Source organism: uncultured Planococcus sp., from assembly GCF_947501725.1.
GTDB lineage: Bacteria > Bacillota > Bacilli > Bacillales_A > Planococcaceae > Planococcus > Planococcus donghaensis_C.
On record NZ_CANMXD010000002.1, the window covers coordinates 336,069 to 357,880 of the forward strand.

Annotated in this window: 20 protein-coding genes; 13 read left to right on the forward strand and 7 right to left on the reverse strand. The window is 47.2% G+C overall.

Going from position 1 to position 21,812, the window contains the following annotated elements; all coding sequences use genetic code 11:
* Positions 1-176: 176 nt before the first annotated feature.
* Positions 177-1,733 (forward strand): long-chain-fatty-acid--CoA ligase, encoded by a 1,557-nt coding sequence (locus Q0785_RS03890; protein WP_298825724.1) that lies wholly within the window; start codon positions 177-179, stop codon positions 1,731-1,733.
* A 53-nt stretch (positions 1,734-1,786) separates the two neighbouring features.
* Here Q0785_RS03890 and Q0785_RS03895 read toward each other — a convergent pair whose 3' ends face one another.
* Complete coding sequence (locus Q0785_RS03895; protein WP_298825727.1) at positions 1,787-2,674, reverse strand: fructose bisphosphate aldolase; 888 nt, start codon at positions 2,672-2,674, stop codon at positions 1,787-1,789.
* A gap of 155 nt (positions 2,675-2,829) precedes the next feature.
* Positions 2,830-4,302 carry a protein adenylyltransferase SelO gene (locus Q0785_RS03900; RefSeq protein WP_298825729.1) on the reverse strand — a complete coding sequence of 491 codons (1,473 nt, stop codon included), beginning with the start codon at positions 4,300-4,302 and terminating at the stop codon, positions 2,830-2,832.
* A 144-nt stretch (positions 4,303-4,446) separates the two neighbouring features.
* Between Q0785_RS03900 and Q0785_RS03905 the strand changes: the two genes are divergently transcribed.
* From Q0785_RS03905 to Q0785_RS03930, 6 genes are all read left to right on the forward strand, one after another.
* Positions 4,447-5,058: a type 1 glutamine amidotransferase family protein gene (locus Q0785_RS03905; RefSeq protein ID WP_298825732.1), complete on the forward strand. Its 612-nt coding sequence runs from the start codon at positions 4,447-4,449 to the stop codon at positions 5,056-5,058.
* A gap of 607 nt (positions 5,059-5,665) precedes the next feature.
* Positions 5,666-6,355 carry a response regulator transcription factor gene (locus tag Q0785_RS03910; RefSeq protein WP_298825736.1) on the forward strand — a complete coding sequence of 230 codons (690 nt, stop codon included), beginning with the start codon at positions 5,666-5,668 and terminating at the stop codon, positions 6,353-6,355.
* Positions 6,348-7,364: a sensor histidine kinase gene (locus Q0785_RS03915; protein ID WP_298825739.1), complete on the forward strand. Its 1,017-nt coding sequence runs from the start codon at positions 6,348-6,350 to the stop codon at positions 7,362-7,364. The genes Q0785_RS03910 and Q0785_RS03915 overlap by 8 nt, the downstream gene beginning before the upstream one ends.
* A 143-nt stretch (positions 7,365-7,507) precedes the next feature.
* Entirely contained in the window at positions 7,508-8,275 is a 768-nt protein-coding gene (locus tag Q0785_RS03920) for an ABC transporter ATP-binding protein (RefSeq protein WP_298825742.1), read from the forward strand.
* On the forward strand, positions 8,268-10,247 hold the full coding sequence (locus Q0785_RS03925; RefSeq protein WP_298825744.1) for an ABC transporter permease: 1,980 nt from the start codon (positions 8,268-8,270) through the stop codon (positions 10,245-10,247). The genes Q0785_RS03920 and Q0785_RS03925 overlap by 8 nt, the downstream gene beginning before the upstream one ends.
* 198 nt (positions 10,248-10,445) lie before the next feature.
* Complete coding sequence (locus tag Q0785_RS03930) at positions 10,446-11,567, forward strand: NADH-dependent flavin oxidoreductase (RefSeq protein WP_298825747.1); 1,122 nt, start codon at positions 10,446-10,448, stop codon at positions 11,565-11,567.
* 73 nt (positions 11,568-11,640) lie between these two features.
* Here the strand turns inward: Q0785_RS03930 and Q0785_RS03935 are convergent, their stop codons facing one another.
* From Q0785_RS03935 to Q0785_RS03950, 4 genes are all read right to left on the reverse strand, one after another.
* On the reverse strand, positions 11,641-12,552 hold the full coding sequence (locus tag Q0785_RS03935) for a DMT family transporter (RefSeq protein ID WP_298825750.1): 912 nt from the start codon (positions 12,550-12,552) through the stop codon (positions 11,641-11,643).
* Between the two features lie 140 nt (positions 12,553-12,692).
* Complete coding sequence (locus Q0785_RS03940) at positions 12,693-13,706, reverse strand: STAS domain-containing protein (protein ID WP_298825753.1); 1,014 nt, start codon at positions 13,704-13,706, stop codon at positions 12,693-12,695.
* Between the two features lie 154 nt (positions 13,707-13,860).
* Positions 13,861-14,769: an oxidoreductase gene (locus tag Q0785_RS03945; protein ID WP_298825756.1), complete on the reverse strand. Its 909-nt coding sequence runs from the start codon at positions 14,767-14,769 to the stop codon at positions 13,861-13,863.
* 143 nt (positions 14,770-14,912) lie between these two features.
* A complete protein-coding gene (locus Q0785_RS03950) occupies positions 14,913-15,524 on the reverse strand; it encodes a hypothetical protein (protein ID WP_298825759.1) in 612 nt (203 codons plus the stop codon).
* 289 nt (positions 15,525-15,813) lie between these two features.
* Between Q0785_RS03950 and Q0785_RS03955 the strand changes: the two genes are divergently transcribed.
* Genes Q0785_RS03955 through Q0785_RS03965 form a run of 3 tightly spaced genes read left to right on the forward strand, consistent with a single transcriptional unit; the run spans position 15,814 to position 17,784 of the window.
* The gene (locus Q0785_RS03955) at positions 15,814-16,542 is read left to right on the forward strand and encodes an ABC transporter ATP-binding protein (protein WP_298825762.1); all 729 of its coding nucleotides are present in this window, start codon (positions 15,814-15,816) and stop codon (positions 16,540-16,542) included.
* The gene (locus Q0785_RS03960; protein ID WP_298825765.1) at positions 16,539-17,264 is read left to right on the forward strand and encodes an ABC transporter permease; all 726 of its coding nucleotides are present in this window, start codon (positions 16,539-16,541) and stop codon (positions 17,262-17,264) included. Before Q0785_RS03955 ends, Q0785_RS03960 begins: the two co-directional genes overlap by 4 nt.
* Positions 17,265-17,310: 46 nt before the next feature.
* On the forward strand, positions 17,311-17,784 hold the full coding sequence (locus tag Q0785_RS03965; RefSeq protein WP_298825767.1) for an NUDIX hydrolase: 474 nt from the start codon (positions 17,311-17,313) through the stop codon (positions 17,782-17,784).
* 57 nt (positions 17,785-17,841) lie between these two features.
* Here Q0785_RS03965 and Q0785_RS03970 read toward each other — a convergent pair whose 3' ends face one another.
* Entirely contained in the window at positions 17,842-18,747 is a 906-nt protein-coding gene (locus Q0785_RS03970) for an oxidoreductase (RefSeq protein WP_298825770.1), read from the reverse strand.
* 156 nt (positions 18,748-18,903) lie between these two features.
* Between Q0785_RS03970 and Q0785_RS03975 the strand changes: the two genes are divergently transcribed.
* From Q0785_RS03975 to cax, 3 genes are all read left to right on the forward strand, one after another.
* The gene (locus tag Q0785_RS03975) at positions 18,904-19,653 is read left to right on the forward strand and encodes a phosphatase PAP2 family protein (RefSeq protein ID WP_298825773.1); all 750 of its coding nucleotides are present in this window, start codon (positions 18,904-18,906) and stop codon (positions 19,651-19,653) included.
* Positions 19,654-19,732: 79 nt separating this feature from the next.
* Positions 19,733-20,632, forward strand: a complete 900-nt coding sequence (locus Q0785_RS03980) for a 3-hydroxyacyl-CoA dehydrogenase (RefSeq protein ID WP_298825776.1) — start codon at positions 19,733-19,735, stop codon at positions 20,630-20,632.
* A gap of 104 nt (positions 20,633-20,736) precedes the next feature.
* Positions 20,737-21,792, forward strand: coding sequence for a calcium/proton exchanger (gene cax / locus Q0785_RS03985; protein ID WP_298825779.1), 1,056 nt, complete (start codon positions 20,737-20,739; stop codon positions 21,790-21,792).
* Positions 21,793-21,812: the final 20 nt, after the last annotated feature.

Sequence of the window (21,812 nt, forward strand, 5' to 3'; positions counted from 1 at the left end):
AGGAAGCGGTCATGGAAAGCTTGAATTGACTATATTTTCTGAATACGGTAAAGTTAAATATACTATTTAAGGAAATATGGAAATTTCTAACGGAATCCGAAACATCGGGAATTTCTAAGACGGGAGAAGTGGAGGACTGGCAGGTTAGACCCATTGATCAAGAAGGAGGAGATAAAATGAACATCACGGCATCACTCACACAAAACGCTAAACGTTTTCCGGATAAGATGGCCATCACCTGTGAAGGGCGAACGTATTCTTATCAGGAGCTGAACGAAGAAGTGAATCGTCTGGCGAATGGACTGATCGATACGGGGCTGCAAAAAGGAGATAAAGTTTCCTTGTTCATGAAAAACTCCGATTATTACGTTCTGGCTTTTTTGGCAGTATTGAAGGCTGGAGGCGTTGCTGTACCGGTCAACTATAGGCTGAGTCCCGATGAAAGCGGCTATATTTTCGGCCAATCCGAAAGCCGGTTCATCTTTTGCGATGCGGAGTTTGAGCACGTAATTACAGAAGGAAAGGAGCAGGCTGCTTCTCTTCAACAGGTCATTGTCCAGCCTGCGCCTGACAATGCCGACTATATCAGCTGGGAAAGCGTACTGAGTGATAATGCGTTGGAGCCTGCGATTGAGCTGTTGAGCACTGATGACGCTGAAATCCTTTACACTTCAGGTACTACAGGAAAACCGAAGGGTGCATTATTCGATCATCAGCGTCTGGCGAATGTCAGTGCTTCATTTGTTTTTGGGGTCGAACTTGGCGCCCGGGACCGTCTTCTTCATGCGGTGCCACTTTTCCACTCAGCTCAATTGAATTTATTTTTGGTGACGGGCATCCTGCTTGGAACATCCAATATCATCATGCATGACTTCCATCCTGAAAAAGCCATTGAGCTCATCAATGAATTCAAAATCACTGTTTTCTTTGGCTTGCCGGATATGTACAGCGGTTTGCTGCAAGTTCTGGATGCGGATGAAACGGGCTTGTCTTCCGTTGCCAAATGCATGTACGGTGCAGATCCGATCGACCCCGACCTCGTTAAGAAAGCGATGGACTTTTTCGGACATCAGCAATTCTATAATCTGTGCCTATTGACTGAAGGTGGACCGGGTGGTGTCTTCCTATTGCCCGAACAGCATGAAAACAAGGTGGGGTCAGGAGGCAAACCGATGTATTTCACCGAGGTGCGGGTAGTGGACGATGAATTTCTGGATGTCGAACCTGGCACAATCGGCGAGTTTGTTCTAAAAGGTGCAACAGTCATGAAGGAATATTACAATAAGCCAGAGGAAACTGAAGAAGCTTTTCAGAACGGATGGCTGCTGACGGGGGATTTGGCGACTATCGATGAAGACGGGTTTATCTCGCTGGTGGACCGAAAAGCGGACCGCATCATCTCGGCTGGAGAAAACATCTATTCGATCGAGGTGGAGCAGGTGATCAATAGCCACCCTCAAGTTGCGGAAGCTGCGACTGTCGGCTTGCCGGAAGAGGAATGGGGCGAAATTGTCGGTGTCATCATCGTACCGAAAGAAGGAGAAACCATCAACGAAGACCAATTGATGGATTACTTCCTTGAACAACTTCCGGGATATAAGGTTCCACGTAAATATATGATAGCCGAATCATTGCCGCGGAATGCCTCCGGAAAAATCATGAAATACCAATTGCGCGAGCTGCACATCAGTGAGTTCGAGTGGTTCCGGAAAATTCCGGAGAGCCGCTATTAAGTTCCTTTAAAAAAATATGCCCCGCCGCCAATTAAGGCAGCGGGGCATATTTTTTACGTGATGGAAGCTTCGTAAATGCCTTTGATGGAATTTTCCAGCATGGCGTTGAACTCCTCATCCGACTGGCCGGCGCTGACGCCTTCGGATAGTGCACGGGAGAAGCTGGCGATGAGCCCTTCATTGGCCGCCAATTTCTGGTTGGCGTCGTCTCGTTTGTATCCGCCGGAAAGTGCGACTACCCGAAGGACACGGGGATGGTCGATCAATTCTTTGTAGTAATTATCGACTGTTGGAATAGTGATTTTGATCATGACGTTCTGATCGTCACTCAACTGATCCAGGTGCTTCAGCATTTCTTCTTTGAGGATTTCTTCAGATTGTTCTTTGTCTTTGCTGTTGATATCAACTTCAGGCTCAAGAATTGGAACCAAGCCGGCTGCGAGAATCTGTTTGCCGATTTCAAATTGCTGCTCGACCACTTTCTTGATGCCTTCAGGATTGGCTTCCTTAATCACCGAACGCATTTTTGTTCCGAAGACATTTCGTTCATTGGCGCGCTTCAGCACGTCATCCAAATCTGAAATCAGCTTCATGACCTGAACGCCATTTTCTTCATCGGCAAGCCCTTTATCGACTTTCAGAAATGGCACGACGCCTTTTTGCTGCCATAAGTAATCAGGGGTATACTGGCCTTCCACTTTGCGGTCCATCGTCTGTTCGAAAAGAATTGCGCCGATTATCGAATCGGAATTGAAGGAAGGTGCCGTCATGACGCGTGTCCGCATTTCGTGGATCAAGTCATACATTTCCTCTTCAGTCGAATATTGGTCTTCCGATACGCCATAAAGCGCCAATGCTTTCGGTGTGCTTCCGCCACTTTGGTCAAGCGCAGCAATAAAGCCTTTTCCGTTTTTTACAAATTCCAATTGTTCCTGATTCATCGTCCCAGCTCCTTAGATAAATTTTTTGGTAAGTAATCACTTCGTTTTTTAAAAATTTAATGCAAAGAACCTCGTTCACTGAATATTGTAACAATATAAAGACGAAACTACAAAAAGAAATTTTTTACTGATTGAGATGCCTTTATATGGACAAATCATGTCCCGCAAAAAGTCTGGTAAGGGCCGCTTGTCGGCTCGGGTGGTTCAGCGTATGCCTCTTGTTCTGGAGAGTGGGCATAGGGGTCGGCGAGAACCGCAAGCAACCGGTGCAACACGCTGTAATCATCCTGGAATTCAGCCGCTGCCAAAGCTTCCTCTACCCGATGGTTGCGGGGGATGAGTGCCGGATTACTGCGGCGCATCAATTGATGGCTTTCTTCCGGCGATTCTTCCTGGCGATCCAGCCGTGCTTGCCAGGAGCGGTGCCATTCCTTAAATTCCTGTGCCTCGAACAGTTCGCCGCCCTGGAGCTTGTCGAATGTCAAAGCACGGAATGTGTTGGTGTAATCGGCATCGTGTGCATGCATCAAGTTGAGCAGCTCTTCCACTAGCGTAGAGTCTTCCGCTTCTTCATTGAAGAGTCCGAGTTTTCCGCGCATGCCCGCAAGCCAGTGGCTCTGGAATTGCTCAATATAATTGGTGAGTTCGTCTTGAGCGATGCTGACGGCTTCTTCCAGAGTCTCGTGCAATAAAGGCAACAAACTTTCTGCAAAACGGGCCAGATTCCATCCGGCAATCATCGGTTGATTGCCGTAAGCGTAGCGTCCCTGAGCATCAATTGAACTGAAGACCGTCTTCGGATCAAAATTGTCCATGAATGCACAAGGGCCGTAGTCAATCGTTTCTCCGCTTATGGCCATATTATCGGTATTCATGACGCCATGAATAAAACCGGCAAGCTGCCATTTGGCAAGCAGTGTGGCCTGCCGCTTAGTGACTTCCTGAAACAGTGCCAGATAAGGATTTGAATTGTTCTGGACATAGGGGAAATGGCGTTCCAATGCATAGTCAGCCAAGGCTTTCAACTCTTCTTTCGTTCCAAAGCGTGCAGCGTACTGGAACGTGCCGACGCGCAGGTGGCTGTCGGCGACGCGGGTCATGACAGCACCCGGAAGCGCAGTTTCGCGGCGGACCATCTCACCCGTTTCGACAACGGCAAGGCTGCGGGTAGTCGGGATGCCGAGACCGTGCATCGCTTCACTGATCAGGTATTCGCGGAGCATAGGCCGAAGCGCTGCACGGCCATCGCCGCCGCGGGAATAGGGCGTTCTGCCAGAACCCTTCAATTGGATATCAAACCGCTTGCCATTAGGCGTCAGTTGTTCGCCCAGCAATAAAGCGCGGCCGTCGCCCAACATTGTAAAATTGCCGAATTGATGTCCGGCATAAGCCTGGGCAAGCGGTAAGCTGCCTGTTGGAACCTGGTTGCCGGCAAGAATGGCAACGCCGTCTTCTTTCGTCAATTCGGCAGGGGCCAGTCCGAGTGTTTCCGCCAATGCTTCATTTAATACAACCAATTTAGGTGAACGCACCGGATTGACCGTGATGGTGCTGTGGAAAATATCTGGGAGGCGTGAATAGCTGTTATCCAACTGCCAACCGGTATGGGTTAATTCTTTTTTATGCATGATCGGATTCTCCTTTTTTCATTAGGATGTACTCTTATTATACCCTCTCTTTCGGGCAATCATGTCACAGCTGTTCGAGTGATTTGCTTGTGATATAATCCAGTTAACAGAAAAATGAGTATTCAAACGGGAGGAGAAAGGACGATGAGTAACCAAAAGGTTTTGTTCGTGCTTTTGGATGAGTTTGCGGATTGGGAAGCAGCTTCCTTGGCGGCTGCGCTGAACGAAGAACCGGAAGGGCAGGGGCAAAGGTTCGATGTCAAGACGGTGTCGTTGACGAAGGACCCGATCAAATCGATCGGCGGCTTTACGGTGCTGCCCGATTATGGCGTGGATGATGTACCTGATGAGTACGCTGGACTGATCCTGATTGGTGGAAATTCCTGGCGAAAAGAAGACGGCAAACGGATCATGGAGCTGGTCGGCAAAGCCATCGAAAAAGAAGCTGTAATCGGAGCGATTTGTGACGCGACGGTATTCCTAGGAAGAAATGGTCTGTTAAATGAAATACCGCATACCAGCAACCATCTTGAAGATTTGAAGGAAACAGCAGGTGATCAGTACAGCAACGAAGCCGGTTACCTCCACCAACAAGTCGTACGGAGTGGGCAAATCATCACAGCCAATGGTTCTGCATTTTTGGAGTTCGGAAAAAAAGTGTTGGAAGCGCTGAATGCCGCACCTCAGGAGGAAATTGACGAGTGGTATGGCTTCTTCAAAAAAGGCTTTCACGAATACATGAAAACCAAACAATAGCCCTACTGAGCAAACCACCTTCCGTTGTGAGACTGCATCCACAATCCAGGGTGGTTTGTTTTTGATGGTGGACTGGAAGAAACTTCGCTAAACTGAGAAGAGAGGTATAGACGGAGTAGTATAGAGAATTTCTAACTACATGAAACTAATCACCTATTAGTGATTGAACTCACCAATTTCTATTAGTTAAACTTAAGAATTTGCTTTTTTAATTTAATAAGAGTGAAGAAACGAAGAAAGCGCTCCAGGCAGACGCTTTCCGCGGACGAAGCGCTGAGCCTCCTCGTCGCAAGCTCCTGCGGGGTCTCATCACTCCGTTCTTCCGCAGGAGTCGCCGCCTTCCCCCCTTTCTTCTAATCGTCTTCGGAAAATTGATCAATAGGATATGGAGCAAACCAGCGGAGACTCCCGCGGGATAGCGACGTGCCGAAATCCACTCGGGCGTATAGCCCGAGTTAGTTCGGCGCAAGCCCGTAGGAAAGCGGAGCTGGTTTGTGGAATATCCATAGCAGAATCATTTCGTTATAAATTATTAGTTCAACTTATATCGGGTATAAAAAAGACGGAATCGATTATTCAATGCAGATTAAAAGATTGGAATGATAAGATGTTCAAAATTATGATTGTGGAAGATGACTTGACGATCGCCGGTATACTGAAAGAAGAGCTGGAAAAATGGAATTACGAAGCTGTTCTGGTCGATGATTTCAGCCGTGTGCTGGAAGAGTTCAAAGCCCGCGCTCCCCAGTTGGTGTTGCTGGATATCCAGCTGCCGTCTTTCAACGGCTATTACTGGTGCCAGGAAATCCGGAAAGTGTCACAGGTGCCGATCATTTTCATTTCTTCACGCAATGAAAATATGGACATCGTCATGGCCATCCAAATGGGGGCTGACGATTTTATTTCCAAGCCTTTCGATTTGACGGTAGCGGTCGCCAAAACGCAGGCGCTTCTCAGACGGACCTACGATTTCAAGGAATCGGATAATTTTCTGAGTTTTAACCAGACCCTCCTGAAGCCAGGTGAATCGAAGCTGTTTACCGGGGGACAGGAAGTGGACTTGACACGAACAGAGCTGAAGATCATGGAGCTCTTGTTCCTGCAAAAAGGAGACTATGTGACGAGGGAAGAAATCATGGTCAAACTGTGGGAAGACGAGTCATTCATCGATGACAATACATTGGCCGTCAATGTGGCGCGGTTGCGGAAAAAACTGGTGAAGGCAGGGCTTGTGGATTTTATCCTGACCAAGAAGAATATCGGCTATGCACTCAATAAGGAGGCAGCCCATGCGTAAAAGTGCAAGAGGCGCTTTGCTCAAGAGCTTTTTGGTGTCGGTCCGGCCGCAGCTGTTTCTATTCATAGGAATGAGTGTCATTTTTGGAGTGGTCTATGCCCTGGGCAGACTTCCGCTGAGTTTATTTTTCTATAGTCTGCAGGTGGCGGCATTTCTGCTGCTGCTGTATTTGATTGTCGATTATTTCAGGTATGCTAAACGCTATAAACTGATCAGTAACCTGGAGCTGGTGAATGCCTCAAGCCTCGAAGAGATTCAAGCGAGTTCCGATTCCTTAGACCGGCTCTACATAGAAAAGATGGAGTCTTTGCTTGGACAGCTGCGTGAATCCGAAAACCTGCATGCTGAACGGCAGACCGATCAGCTGGATTATTTCACATTGTGGCTTCATCAGATCAAGACGCCGATTTCCGCCATCAGCCTCCTGACGCAAAGTTCGCGGGCAAAAGAAGCAAAGCAGATTTCGCAGGAACTGGTGAGGCTCGAGGATTACACACATATGGCGCTCAATTACATCAAGCTGGAAGAACCCGGTGCGGCGATGGAATTATCCCTTGTCGATCTGGATGAGGTCGTCAAAAAAGCGATCAAGAAATATTCCATTCTGTTCATCTACAAAGGTATTCGGCTCGATTACCAGCCACTCGGAATGAACGTGCTGTCTGATAGCCAATGGCTGCAGAATTTGCTCGAGCAGATTTTGTCGAACAGCTTGAAGTACACACCGGAAGGCTCAATCTCCATTTACCGGGATCCGAACAGGGCAGAAACATTGATCATCGAAGACACTGGCATGGGCATCCATTCAGAAGACCTGCCGAAGATATTCAACAAAGGCTATTCCGGTATGAACGGCCGCCTTCACGAGAAATCCACAGGACTGGGTTTGTTTCTCAGCAAAAAGATCTGCCAGCGCCTCGGCCACCGATTGGCGATCGACTCAAAGCCCGGCGAAGGAACCCGCGTCGCCATCGACATGTCGCGTGAAGAGTTACAGGTCTTTGATTAAATAGGTTTTGAGCTGATCATCACGAAAAGCGACCTTTCCCAAGCAATCTTACGAAACCGTAAGATTGCCTTTCTGTTTGTAAGGATAGGTACAGGCAGCCCGCTCGATCCTGCCGTATGATTAAAAGCAAGGAGGGGTTGGCAATGACCTTATTAGAAATCAGGAACTTGAAGAAAGTATATACAGCAAAATTCTCAAATCAGCAGACAGAAGCACTGACAACCGTCAATTTTTCAATAGAGGCAGGCGAATTCGTTTCCATCATGGGGGAATCCGGGTCAGGCAAGACCACGCTGCTGAACATCATTTCCACTTTGGACGATGCGACATCGGGAGAAGTTTTCCTGGATGGCAAACCGCTATCGAAAATCAAGGATAAGGAGATTTCAGCATTCCGCAGAAACACCCTGGGTTTTGTTTTTCAGGATTTCAATCTTTTGGATAACTTTTCGATACGTGACAATATCCTGCTGCCGCTGGTGCTGTCGAAAACTCCGGTTGCAGAAATGGAAGCACGGCTGCTGCCAATTGTGAAGAATCTTGGGATTGAAGCCCACATCGATAAATTCCCTTATGAAGTATCAGGGGGACAGAAGCAGCGGGTTGCTGTAGCACGCGCCTTGATCACTCAGCCCAAAATCATTTTGGCTGATGAACCGACGGGCGCGCTGGATTCAAAAGCTTCACAGAACTTGATGGAAACCCTGACAGGCATCAACGAAACCGGACAGACCATTTTAATGGTGACCCATAGTGCCCGTGCGGCAAGTTTTTCAAACCGTATCCTGTTTATCCGCGATGGAGCGGTTTACCATGAAATCTACCGGGGCGATGCGCCCGCCGATCAGTTCATGGATCGCATTTCGAAGTCCCTGAAGGTCTTGTCCAGCCGGGGTGAGCAGGATGAATAACCGTTTTTTCTCTTCGCTGGCGCTGCGCAACATCAAATCGAACAGACAATTATACATTCCGTATCTATTGTCTTCGAGCACCATCATCATGATGTTTTACTTGATGGCCTCACTTTTGACCAATGAATTCGTACAGGAACGTTCAAGTTCCTTGTCCCCGCTGTTTATGATCGGTACGGTGGTGATCGGAATCTTTTCGATTATCTTCATTCTTTATACAAACAGTTTCCTGATTAAACGCAGAAAAAAGGAAATCGGCCTGTATGGCATTTTAGGGCTGGAGAAAAAGCATATAGCGAAGCTCCTGTTTTTTGAAACACTTTTTACAAGTTTTTTGAGCATTGCGGCAGGGCTGGTTGGAGGGCTGATTTTCGGAAGGCTGTTCTTTATGCTGCTGAATTATTTGGTCAGGTTGCCTGTGGAGATTGCGTATTCGACGTCAGGCTCTATCGTTTTGGCGACAACGGGGTTATTCCTGCTGATTTTCGGCATGACGTTTCTTTATAATGTCAGCCAATTCACTTTTGCCAATCCGATCAAATTGCTGAAAGGCAAGCAGGAAGGCGAAAAGGAACCGAAGGGTTCAATCATCCTGTTTATCTTGTCACTTGGTTTTCTGGCCTGGGGCTATGGGATATCCGTGACGATTCCGGATCCGCTTGAAGCCATGACGAAATTTTTTCTGGCAGTGCTGCTGGTCATCATCGGCACCTATCTATTATTCATCTCAGGATCGATTTTCATCCTGAAATCCTTAAAGCGGAACAAGCAAATCTACTACCGTCCAGGCGCTTTCATCTCCATCTCGGGAATGCTGTACCGCATGAAGCAGAATGCAGTGGGGCTTGCAAATATCTGCATCCTGGCGACCATGGTCATCATTTCAGTTTCAACGACGTTGACAATTTTTATCGGGGCAGAGGAAGCTTTGGAGAACCGCTACCCTTATGAAAATAATATGACCCTTTTTGGTAAAGTCGACGATATTGATGAAATGAATGAACGTTTTTTTGAGCTTCAGGATGAGATTAGGAAAAAAGAGAAATCAATGAATCTGGAAACGACGGAAATCAAGAGCTACCGTTATGAAGTTTTATTCGGTGCTTTAAACGGAAGCGAAATGATTCTTGATGAAAAGCTGTCCGAACCGGATGAAGTCATTCAACTGAATATACTGCCACTGGAGGATTTCAATCAGATGACCGGCAACTCCTATTCTTTGGCAGATGATCAGGCATTGTATTACCATTCAAAAGCTTATGAGGAAAGTGAGCTGACGATTGGTGAGAAGACGTACCGGCTCGCTGAAATCGAAAATGAATTTAGTGAGGACATGGATTTAATCGAATCGATGGCCATTGTAGTGCCAGACATCTCACACCTTGCGGATATCCATGCAAACTTTAACGAGCAGTTTCCGGAAAGGAATTACTTGACTATTGATGCAGTACTCGGTTGGAATACCAAAGGTACAGAGGATCAGAAAAAAGTGTTTGCAGAACAGTTAAATGAAGAATATGGCCTTGGGAGTGGCAGCCAAAACCTTTATGAATCCCGCATCCTCCAACGTGAAGAATGGTATAGCATGAACGGTGGGTTCCTGTTCCTTGGGATATTCCTGGGGCTCTTATTTACCATCGGCACCGTACTGATTACGTATTTCAAACAGGTATCTGAAGGATTTGACGATCGGGAGAAATTCCAGATCATGCAAAAGGTCGGATTGGACAAGGAAATGATCCAGGAATCCACACGTTCCCAGATTGTCTGGATGTTCTTCTTGCCGATTGGCATCGCCACAATCCATGTTATTTTCGCATATCCGATTGTCCGGAAGCTGCTGCTGATTTTCGGTGTGACAAACGAAACTACCTGGCTGTTGTCATTCGTCGGTGTGGTCATCGCATTTGCGGCCATTTACTGGCTGATCTATCGTCTCACCTCGCGCGTTTATTACAGCATCGTTAAATGAATGACATTCAAACAGCCGTCCGGCCAGACAGTCAGTCGCCGGACGGCTTTTACTTATCAGCCAAAAGGCTGAACTTTTATTGCTGCCAAGCAGATGCGTCTCCCTTTTGTTTATTTATCGGTTACGATGATAGTGATGGGAGCGTCAGGCTTGCCGGCGCCTTCTGATGGGTAAAGAGATAGTCAAGGAGGAATTTATATGACCCTTACAACACAAAATATATTTGAACCGTTCACATTCACATCTGGCCTGACTTTGAAAAATCGGGTTCTGATGGCCCCGATGACGACTTCGTCTTCAGACCCGAATGGCGATGTTACAGACGATGAATTGACTTATTACAAGCGCCGTGCCGAAAGCGGACTGGGTGCTGTCATTACAGCCTGTGCACATGTCGAACCGCTTGGTGTCGGATTTTCTGATCCTTTAGGTGCTGACAGCGATGAACGGATCGGCAGCCTGACCCGTTTGGCCTCATCCATTCAAGAAGGCGGCGCCAAAGCGATTCTGCAGCTCTACCATGCAGGCCGCATGTCGAATGAAGAGCTGCTGAAAGGCGGGCAGCCGGTTGCACCGAGTACTGTGCCGGCACCGCGCCCCAATGCAGCAACTCCACGTGAAATGACAGAAGAAGAAATCGAAGCAACGATTGCGGCATTCGGAGAAGCGACGAGACGTGCGATTCAGGCAGGTTTTGATGGCGTCGAAATCCACGGTGCCAATACTTATCTGGTCCAGCAATTCTTCTCGCCGCATTCCAATGTCCGCACTGATAAATGGGGAGGCGACGTCACAGCGCGCATGACGTTCCCGCTTGCGGTCATCCGATCCATACAGGAAGCGGTTGCTGAACATGCCGATAAACCATTTGTGGTCGGCTACCGCATCAGCCCGGAAGAACGTGAGGAACCCGGCATCACGATGGATGATACATTAGAGTTCCTGAGTGCCATCGCTGATCAGGGCATCGATTATATCCATGCATCTGTGGGCAGATTTTTCGGTGGATCGATCCGTGAAGAAGACAATCGGTCGCGCGTGGAAATGATTCAGCAGCATATCGGCGACCGTGTGCCGGTCATCGGAGTCGGCGGACTCCAGACGCTTAAGCAAGTGAAAGAGGCGTTGGAAATCACGCCGCTGGTATCACTCGGACATGCATTGATCATGGATCCGGATTGGCTGGCGAAAGTTAAACAGAGCCGGGACGAAGAAATCTTCCAGGCGATCCACTTGAGCAAAAAAGAACAGTTGGATATTCCAGAGAACCTGTGGAATATGGTGACCAATGCACCGGGCTGGTTCAAGGTAGAGGAATAATCAGGAAATTGCAGAACTTTTCTCTCAAAAAAAGCGTCACCTGAAGTAATTCCAGGTGACGCTTTTTTCATATTTATAAAGAAGATTCTGCAGCTTTTCCGGAAAGCACACGATGTTTTCTGCCCATTACATTGACGATCATCACTCCGGCGATGGCGATGACACCGCCGATGAGCGACAAGGGAGTCGGCAGTTCATGCAGCCACATCCAGGCAACGACAATTGCCACTGCCGGCTCCAGGTAAATCAAGCTCGAGACAGAGCTGGCATTGGCTAGCGACAAGGCGGTTGCCCATGTCACATAGGCAATTGCGGCCGGAAATACACCAACATACAGTGTCGCCAAATGAGCTTCCAAGGTCGCAGACTGCATCGCGCTGACCAGACCAGGAGAAAAGATGAGGAACGGCAAAGTACCGGCCCATGTAAAGTAGGCGGTCAGTTCGATTGCAGAGTAATGTGTCAACAGCGGCTTTTGGAAAACAAAGAAAAGAGCTGAAGCGAATGCAGCGACCAACACCAGCAAAGCACCGTTTGTCAGTGTCAACGAAGCACCTGCCGATCCGAAGGCGATAAAGAGAATGCCGATAAAACCGATGCCAAGACCCATCCAGCCAAGGCCGGTCATGCGTTCCTTCAAGAAAAATGCAGCGATCAGCGCTGTAAAGATCGGACCGGAACCGACGAGCATACCGGCTGTACCAGCAGAAATTGTCTCCATTCCAAAGGTGACGAAGATATGGTAGACACTGATGCCGATCCATCCCAGTATCAGGATCCGGGGAATGTCGCCTTTACGGGGCATGCGGAATTTCGTTCCCGGCCAAAGTGCATATATCAGGAACAAAGCCGAAGCTATCAGGAAGCGGACCAGTACGTTTTGCCCCGCATCATAGCCGCCCTGCAGCCCGACCCGAATGGCTGCGAAGGAAGACCCCCATATTAAAACAGAAAATAACGCGAGTGAAAAAGCTTTTGCGTTCAAGTGATCTCCTCCATTAACCATTGAGCGAAACAATGGCTATCCTATCCATGCTAATAAAACAGACAGGAATTAGTATATTCTTTTTTGGAGGAAATGTCTCTCAGAAGAAGCGCTATTTAGCTGGAACCCGAGCCGATGTTTCAGACAATCTTCCGCCCGCTTCGGCCGAGCGCATAATAGATTCCGTGCTGCAGGCTCTGCAAGGATTCAAAAGTCTTCAGACTATTTTGGGATTGCGCAATGATGATTGCTAGTTCAGGTGAAATGCCGACAAGGATGACTTCTGTTCCAAGAAGCCTGGCGGAAGCGCCCAGCTTATCGATCAAGGAAGCGGTATGTTCGGTAATGTGCTGGTTCAACCCGGTCAGATCAATCAGCAGGTAATTGGCTTTATGTTTTGGCAATTCGCTCAAGGTTTTAAAAATCAAATCCTCTGTCCGCTGTTCATCATAGCTTCCGATCATCGGTACCACGATAATGCCTTCGAGTACCGGGATGATTGGTGAGGAAAGTTCCTTTACTAAACTCTGCAGAGATTTTGTGTGTTCATCGACCAAAGCTTCCAACTTACGGATTTGGTCGCCTTCCTGCTTTCGGGACAGTTCATGGATATTTTGCTGGACCGTCACGTCGGAAGGGAAATACTCGACGATGCTGTAAGGAGTATCGTCTTTTTGATACTGGATGATTTTATACCAGAAATTGATGCCGAACAAACCCGTCAATACCCCTGCATAATGTGAAGGGACGAAGATGCCTTCTGTGTCCTTGTTTTTCAGCAGGTTCATTTTATATTCCCAGTCATTCTGTATATGCAGCGTAAAGGTGTTTTTTTCTGCATCCATTTTGATGATTTCAACTTTTCCCCATCCGGCAGGAGCGTATGTATTGGAGATCCACTCAACAACATTTGATGTATCAATCTGCTTCATGTCTTTGAAGCCTTCACCTACGATAACCCCTTGGCGAAATCCGGTGGTTTCCAACACAAGTTGCGTCGCTTCTATACCTGAAATATCTTTGATCGTGTCAAAGAAGGTTTCCATGGCGGTCGTCCAAAAAAGGACAACATCTCCACCTTCAAAAAGAGCTTCCCCTGTTTCCAAATCCCACTTGAGTTCTATTCCGCCAACATTAACGCTTTTTTTACTCATGCTAAAAATTCCTCCATTGATGAAAAGTGATGTAACGTGTGAAATTCATACTTGTCCCTTAAGTATTCCCTTAGGAATAAACAATATGTCTTGATGTGAATCTTTTTTGTTCAGCGGGATTCACAGGCAATTATCCGTAAACAAACCGTTGGTATTAGTTGGATCTTTGCTGTAAAGGAGATTCGAAGGGGTAAATGACAGCCGTCAAGCTTTCCGACACTTCCCAAAGCTGTCGGGAGATATTCTGGTCTATCGCATTGGCGTGTGGAGTGCCAAGTGCCGGAAAGCCTCTTCGCTGGAACTGGCCGAGAGGCCCGATATATTCGCCGCCTGTCAAATCCGGTTCGGTCGCAGCGTATAATGTCGACAACGCACCCATATCGGGCGGCTGAAGGAAAAGGTTGGCAATGCGTTTAAATGCGGCCGGAATTTCCCACTTGCCCAGTTTGAATATATTGGTGGCAGAAACGCCGGGATGACAGGCGATGCTGATAGTCTCAAGGCCATGCTCTTTCAACCGCTTGTCCAGTTCCAACGCAAAGAAGAGATTGGCAAGCTTGCTTTGATTATAGAATTTCTTCGCCTGATAACCCTTTGACCCATCGAGATTAGTGAAGTCGATGGAACCGCGGCTATGTGCCCGGCTGCTGATGGTCACGACCCGTGAATTCGGCGTATTTGCCAATACAGGCAGAAGCAGGCCGGTCAATGCAAAATGGCCAAGATGATTACTGCCGAACTGCAATTCAAAACCATCTTTCGTTTTAGAATAGGGCGGTGCCATGAGGCCGGCATTATTAATGAGGATGTCGAGCTTATCATAGGAATTTTTGAATCTTTCCGCGAAGGCTCTAATACTCTCAAGATCCGCCAAATCCAGTTGTATGATGCTAATCTGAGACGAGGGACAGAGGTTGAGCAATGCGGCACGTGCCGCTTCGCCTTTTTCCATATTGCGCACAGCCAGGATGATGTTTGTGTCCATCTGCAGCAAACCCTTTGCTGTTTCAAAGCCGATGCCGCTGTTGCCGCCCGTGATGATGGCTTTTTTTCCTGTAAGCAAAAAATCACTCCCTTCATTTCCATTATGCCAGTCTGTCTGGAATCTCTAAGGATTATTTTATCGTTTCTTTGGCTCGATTGGAATTTTGACAGATGAAAAGCGGACTTTTCATCAATTGCTTGATGGAAAGTCCGCTTTCTATTTTAATGGTGTTTTTTCCACTCGCCGTAAGTCACTTTGACGTCAATGACTTTTTTAGTTGTGGAAGTTTTGACATTTTCTTTGGAAACCTGTTTTTTAGTCGTCACTTTCACTTCCGGCTTGCCGTATTTTTTCTCAGTATGCACCTTGGTCTCATCACTGATCACTTTGCCATTGCTGCCGGGCGCTCCTCTGTGTTTGAGTGTATTGACAGTGGTTTTGATGATTTTGACAGGAGTGGTGATTGTTTTGATTTTTGTCGTTTTTGTCACTTCGTCCCATGTGGTGACTTTAATGACCTTATAAGTGGTTTCGGTTTTGACATCCCGATACAATTTATGATTTTTTGGATGTTTTTCTTTGGTCACTACCACATCGACTTTTTCAAAAACATCTTTCTTGGATTTCTTGACTGTTGAAGTATTGGTGGATTTTTTTACCTCTACCTCTTTATCATGGCTCACATCAACTGTTGTCGTTATGATGGTCGTGACGCCTTTTTCAAACGTAACCGTTTTCGTTACATGGCTGTCGTCTTTGCCGCCGGCCAATGAGCTGGAGGCAAAACCGAATACGAGTACAGCAGCAAATAAGATCATAAACAGCTTCTTCATCTTCTTTTTCTCCTTTTGATTGATAGATTTGTGTACGTCCCAGCAATTTCAAAAACAGCACAGACAAATCCAACAAAGCTATAAATGAACTTTTTTATGCGGCCGCATGAAATTTCAGCTCATTATTTATGATTAAATTATATTACTAATAACAAAAAAATACCACAAAATTTCGACAGTTTTTAAAATTTTTTATTCACTTTAAAATATGTCCGGGATGGCTTGTTGCTTTATTATCCATCAGCGGCAAATGGCGTTAGAATGGAGAAAAGGAGGCGTTGGAGGATTCATGGAAATAGCGATTAAAGAATTGACCAAAACATTCAAGGATCGGGTTGCCGTAGATCATCTATCGCTGACAATCGGACAAGGGGAGTTTTTTGCGCTCTTGGGTGAAAACGGAGCGGGAAAAACTACTACCATCAAATTACTTAGTTGTCTGATGGAGCCAACGAGTGGAGATGCCATCATGCTGGGCGACAGCATTGCCGAAAATCCTCAGGCGGTGAAAAAGAAGTTGAATATCTCGCCGCAGGAAACGGCAGTGGCGCGCAACCTTTCCGTTAAAGAAAACCTCGAGTTCATTGCCAGGATCTATGGCAGCGATAAAAAGGAAGCAGAACAGAAAGCGGAACAGCTGATGGATAAGTTTGGTCTGAAGGATCGGGCCAAAAGCAAAGGAAGGACGTTGTCAGGCGGATTGGAGCGCCGCTTAAGCATTGCGATGGCAATGATTTCAGAGCCGGAAATCATTTTTCTGGACGAGCCGACAGTCGGGCTGGATGTCCGTGCACGATTGGATTTGTGGCAGATTCTGCTGGATTTGAAAGGACAGATCACCATAATTCTGACGACGCATTATTTGGAGGAAGTGGAGGCGCTGGCAGACCGCATCGGCATTATGCATAAAGGTAGGTTGCGTGCTCTCGGTACGTTGGAAGAATTACGGAACCAGACCGGACAAGCCAAACTCCAGGATGTCTTTCTTCAGCTGACGGCAGAGGAGGGGACCGGATGAGGGCTCTGACATTCGCACAGCGCAACCGTAAAGAGATTTTACGGGATCCGATGACATTGTTATTCGGCATGATTCTGCCGCTGTTGATGCTGTGGCTGTTTTCGATGATGGCTGAGAATATGCCTTTTGATCTCTTTACGCTGCGGAAGCTTGCTCCTGCAATCATCGTGTTCAGTTTTTCGTTCATTACGCTGTTTACTGGCATGCTGATTGGCCGTGATAAAAGCAGTTCCTTTTTGATGAGGATTTTTTCTTCTCCGATGACTGCAATCGATTATCTGATCGGCTACGCGCTGCCGCTGCTGCCGGTGGCGTTCATCCAGATGGCTGCGTGTTATGGAATGGCATTGCTGCTCGGCCTGCCGATTACATATGATGCAATTCCGGCATTCGGCGTACTGGCGATCATCTCACTTCTCTATATCGCATTCGGCCTGTTCTTCGGAACCTTTTTCACGGACCGGCAAGTGGGGGCTATGTTTGCGATTTTCGTCAATATCACCACTTGGCTGAGCGGAACCTGGTTCGAACTCGATATGATTGGCGGCATTTTTGAGACAGTTGCTTATCTGCTGCCGTTTGCTCATGCTGTGGACGCTTCAAGAGCCGCTTTTGCGGGAGACTACAGCGCGGTTTTCACACCGATGGGATGGGTAATCGCCTATACAGCGGTTATCTTCGGGATTGCAGTATGGGGATTCCGGAAGAGGATGCGCGGTTAAAGCTTTACTTTACAATAAACGTTAAAAGATAAGGGGGGATGGAAAAATGGGTTATATAGAAGAGCTGAGGACAATTGTCGGCCATCGCCCGCTTATACTTGTCGGGGCGGTAGTGGTGATTGTCGGTGAAGATGGCCGCTTGCTGCTTGAAGAGCGGAAATTCCCAAAGGATTTGTGGGGACTTCCGGGCGGATTGATGGAGCTTGGGGAATCTACAGAAGATACAGCAAAACGCGAAGTCATGGAAGAGACAGGGTTGGCGATCGAGGAACTTAACCTGATCAATGTCTACTCTGGACCCAAACATTTTGTGGTGGCCGAAAACGGTGATGAATTTTATGTGGTGACGCTCGCTTATTATTCCACAGAATACAGCGGTGAACTGACCGTCGATAAAAAAGAATCGTTGAGCTTCAAGTTCTTTTCTCCAGACGATCTGCCGGAAAAGATGGTTGGAAGCCATCGTACAGTAGTTGAGGAGTTTCTCGACAAGCATTATTCAAGTGTGTTGCCGGAGTAACGGTACTGTGGTGAATAGGAAAAGCCGCTTTCATGGATGAACATGAAAGCGGCTTTCTTATTGGGCTGGGGCGTTGGTGAAATCAAATTTTACGCCGGTCAATTGTTCTGATACTTCCCAAAGCTTTCTGGATACTTCTTCATCACCCGCAGAAGCATGAGGCGTGTCTAGAGTCGGATAGCCTTTGCGCTGGCCTTTGCCGTCCGGGCCGATGTATTCGCCGCCTGTCAATTGCGGATCTGTTGCCGCATAGATGGTCGGCAAAGCACCCATATCAGGTGGCTGCAGGAAATTGTGCATCACTGTCTTAAGTAACCTGGGAGCATCCCGTTTACCGAACTTAAAGAGATTGGTCGCGGAAATCCCAGGGTGGCAGGCAAGGCTCAGTGACTGAAGTCCGTACTGCTTAAAACGCTTGTCCAATTCCTGGGCAAACAGCAGGTTGGCCAGTTTGCTTTGGCTATAGAACTTCATCGGCTTGTAGCCTTTTGTGCCATCCAGGTTATCAAAATCGATGGTTGCTCCTTTATGGGCCAGGCTGCTGAGGGACACGACACGTGAACCGCGTGTTTTTTTCAGCAGGGGCAGCAGATGGCCGGTCAATGCAAAATGGCCGAGGTGATTGCTGCCGAACTGCAGTTCAAATCCATCCTTGGTTTTTGAATAAGGCGGGGTCATGACACCGGCATTGTTGATCAGCAGGTCGAGTGAATCGTACTGGTTCTTATAGCTATCGGCGAATGCCTGAACGCTTGAAAGATCCGACAAATCCAGTTTCATCACATTTATCGAGGCATCATTATTAGTATTGAGTATTAACTCACGGGCTGCCTCGCCTTTTGCTGTATCGCGTACGGCCATGATGATCTGTGCACCGCGGTCGGCGAACACTTTAGCAGCTTCCAGGCCGATTCCACTGTTGGCTCCAGTAATGATGGCTATCTTTCCAGTTAGTTGGTCCAAAAAATCAGCTCCTGAGTTATTTACTTTTCTTCTAGTAAAAATACCACGATGCCGCGGGTCTAACAAATTATAGGATCCACATAATTGGTTTTTTTACATAATCTTTGAAAAGGAAGGGTAAAGAGATATTATCTGCAATAGGTGGGAGCGAGAGAGATGGAGAAAAATGAAAAAATGGCTGGTCTGGCATTTTTGCTATTGCTAGGCGGGCTGGGCATTGCGGCACTTTTTATTGTGTTGTTTGCAGAATTGGCAGAAGAAGTGATGGAAAAGGAATTCGGTCTGTTTGACCGCTTCATCATCAGCTTGCTTGAAGCAGGAGCTGGAGAGACGATGGATACGGTGATGTTCATATTCACCGAGATGGGTTCAGTCTGGTTTTTAACAGGCTTATCGATTATTGTTCTGGCAGTATTAGGAGTTAAAATGAAAGACAAATGGGGAATTCTTTTTTTCATTATTGCAGTGGGAGGAGGTTCGCTCTTAACGTTGCTGCTGAAGCATCTGTACTTAAGGGAACGTCCGAGCATCAATGCTGAAATTGATGCAATCGGCTACAGTTTTCCGAGCGGCCATTCGATGGGCTCATTGATTTTCTATGGTTTTGTGATTTATCTTGTTATCCGGACGCATCAGCGGGCATGGGTTCAAGGGCTGACTTTCACTGTTCTGAGCATCCTCATCTTTTTGATCGGCAGCAGCCGGATCTACTTGGGAGCCCATTTTCCAAGCGACGTTCTTGCCGGTTATATTGCAGGCTCCATCTGGCTGATTTTAAGCCTGATTGCATTGGAATGGATTCAATGGCATAGCAGAAGTCCCGTGCCGCCAGTCCGTGCACTCCGGAAGTTACTTGGGCCGTTGTATAGAACAGTGCGGACAAGAATACCTTTTTTCAATAAGTAAGGCGCACAGTTCCTTGACTGAGTTTTAGCGGAAGCTATTGTCAAAGCATGAAACTAATCGGATATAAAGGAGAATGATGATGGATTACAAGAAAATTACGGTTGCAGGCAGTGGGGTATTAGGAAGCCAGATTGCCTACCAGACAGCATATAAAGGATTTGATGTAACGATATATGATATCAACGATGAAGCGATTGAGAGCTCGAAAAAACGGTTGGCCAAATTGAAGAAAAACTACCACAATGACTTTGGCCTGAGCGAATCGGAAGTGGATGCTGCGTATAGCCGTCTGTCCTTCCATACCAATCTGGCCGAAGCAGTTGCCGATGCAGATTTGGTGATTGAAGCGATTCCTGAAGTAGCGGAACTTAAAACGGCTTTCTATACGGACTTGGGCAAAGCGGCTCCTGAAAAAACAGTCTTTGCGACTAATTCATCGACGCTGCTGCCAAGCCAGTTTGCAGAAGCGACAGGACGTCCGGAAAAATTCCTGGCCCTGCATTTTGCCAATACAATCCGTATCAACAATACCGCTGAAATTATGAAGCATCCAGGAACAGCTGACAATGTTTTTGAGGACATGATTAAATTTGCCGAAGCGATCGGTATGGTGCCATTGCCTCTACATAAGGAGCAGCCGGGCTATATCTTAAATTCACTGTTGGTGCCTTTCCTGGAAGCGGCTGAACTGCTGCTGGTTAAAGAGGTCGCGGACGTTGAGACAGTCGACAAGACCTGGATGATCGCAACAGGTGCACCGCTTGGCCCATTTGCTATTCTGGATGTGGTCGGCATCAATACAGCCCACAATATTGTCCAGGCGAAAGCGGCAGCCACCGGCAATTCACAGTTCGTGGAATTGGCCCATATGCTGAAATCGGAATACCTGGATAAAGGGAAGCGTGGGAGAGAAACCGGTGAAGGCTTCTACAGCTATCCGAACCCTTCTTTCATGAAAGAAGATTTTCTGAAAAATTGACCTGAAACACGCCCAGCCAACAAATGGTTGGGTGTTTTTTTGTCATGTTAAGAAATTCAAAAAACTGGGTATTCATTATTATCAAAATGAAAAGAAGGGGTTTTATGAATCGGGTATTTGGCATTTTAGTGGCAGTCGGTGTGCCTTTGACGGTAATCGGTTCTTTTATGGATTGGCCGAGCATTGCTATGTTCTTCATTTGTTCAGTAAGTGTAATCGCATTATCCAGTTTTATGGGGAGAGCGACAGAAAGTCTGGCAATTGTCAGCGGTCCGCGCATCGGTGGGCTGCTCAATGCCACCTTCGGGAACGCGGTGGAATTGATCATCTCCATCTTTGCTCTGCAGGCAGGGCTGATTGGGGTGGTATTGGCTTCCTTGACCGGTTCGGTATTGGGGAATTTGCTTCTGGTTGGAGGATTGTCGTTTTTCCTCGGCGGCATCAAATTCAAGCGGCAAATGTTCAATGTCCATGACGCCACCCATAATTCAGGCTTGTTGATTTTTGCGGTTGTCGTGGCGTTTGTGATTCCAGAAATCTTTTCGATGACCATGAATGAAACGGAGACCATCCAATTGAGTGTCGGCATCTCGATTATCCTGATTCTTTTGTATTTGGCAGGACTGTTCTTCAAGCTGGTTACACATCGGGGCGTCTATAGCCATGCAGACGCAGTGCAGGATACCGAACATGAGGAGCCGGAATGGCCGAAGAAGAAAGCGCTCATCATTCTGCTTCTTGCCACATTAATCGTGGCATATGTCTCTGAAAATCTGGTCCATACCTTTGAAGAAGTCGGGGAGCAGTTCGGCTGGTCAGAATTGTTCATCGGAGTCATTATCGTTGCAATCGTGGGGAATGCCGCTGAGCATGCTTCGGCACTTATCATGGCGATGAAAAACAAGATGGATGTAGCAGTTGAAATCGCCATCGGGTCGACTCTGCAGATCGCTATGTTCGTTGCGCCCATCCTGGTGCTGATTTCGCTTTTCATGCCGCAGCAGATGCCGCTGGTCTTCACGATTTCTGAACTGGTGGCGATGATTACGGCTGTGTTCCTGGCAATCAATGTTATGAATGACGGCGAGTCGAACTGGTTTGAGGGTCTGACCTTGCTCGCAGCCTACCTCATTATGGGAATAGGATTTTATTTATTGTAATGGGTTTGATTGCCTGAAAT

Excerpts from the sequence above, each read along its gene's own strand:
- Q0785_RS03940 (WP_298825753.1), bottom strand. The coding sequence starts at position 13,706 with ATGAGTAAAAAAAGCGTTAATGTTGGCGGAATAGAACTCAAGTGGGAT.
- Q0785_RS03980 (WP_298825776.1), top strand. The coding sequence starts at position 19,733 with ATGGATTACAAGAAAATTACGGTTGCAGGCAGTGGGGTATTAGGAAGC.
- Q0785_RS03955 (WP_298825762.1), top strand. The coding sequence starts at position 15,814 with ATGGAAATAGCGATTAAAGAATTGACCAAAACATTCAAGGATCGGGTT.
- Q0785_RS03915 (WP_298825739.1), top strand. The coding sequence starts at position 6,348 with ATGCGTAAAAGTGCAAGAGGCGCTTTGCTCAAGAGCTTTTTGGTGTCG.
- Q0785_RS03975 (WP_298825773.1), top strand. The coding sequence starts at position 18,904 with ATGGAGAAAAATGAAAAAATGGCTGGTCTGGCATTTTTGCTATTGCTA.
- Q0785_RS03890 (WP_298825724.1), top strand. The coding sequence starts at position 177 with ATGAACATCACGGCATCACTCACACAAAACGCTAAACGTTTTCCGGAT.
- Q0785_RS03920 (WP_298825742.1), top strand. The coding sequence starts at position 7,508 with ATGACCTTATTAGAAATCAGGAACTTGAAGAAAGTATATACAGCAAAA.
- Q0785_RS03905 (WP_298825732.1), top strand. The coding sequence starts at position 4,447 with ATGAGTAACCAAAAGGTTTTGTTCGTGCTTTTGGATGAGTTTGCGGAT.
- Q0785_RS03965 (WP_298825767.1), top strand. The coding sequence starts at position 17,311 with ATGGGTTATATAGAAGAGCTGAGGACAATTGTCGGCCATCGCCCGCTT.
- Q0785_RS03950 (WP_298825759.1), bottom strand. The coding sequence starts at position 15,524 with ATGAAGAAGCTGTTTATGATCTTATTTGCTGCTGTACTCGTATTCGGT.
- cax (WP_298825779.1), top strand. The coding sequence starts at position 20,737 with ATGAATCGGGTATTTGGCATTTTAGTGGCAGTCGGTGTGCCTTTGACG.
- Q0785_RS03900 (WP_298825729.1), bottom strand. The coding sequence starts at position 4,302 with ATGCATAAAAAAGAATTAACCCATACCGGTTGGCAGTTGGATAACAGC.
- Q0785_RS03925 (WP_298825744.1), top strand. The coding sequence starts at position 8,268 with ATGAATAACCGTTTTTTCTCTTCGCTGGCGCTGCGCAACATCAAATCG.
- Q0785_RS03910 (WP_298825736.1), top strand. The coding sequence starts at position 5,666 with ATGTTCAAAATTATGATTGTGGAAGATGACTTGACGATCGCCGGTATA.
- Q0785_RS03930 (WP_298825747.1), top strand. The coding sequence starts at position 10,446 with ATGACCCTTACAACACAAAATATATTTGAACCGTTCACATTCACATCT.
- Q0785_RS03960 (WP_298825765.1), top strand. The coding sequence starts at position 16,539 with ATGAGGGCTCTGACATTCGCACAGCGCAACCGTAAAGAGATTTTACGG.
- Q0785_RS03895 (WP_298825727.1), bottom strand. The coding sequence starts at position 2,674 with ATGAATCAGGAACAATTGGAATTTGTAAAAAACGGAAAAGGCTTTATT.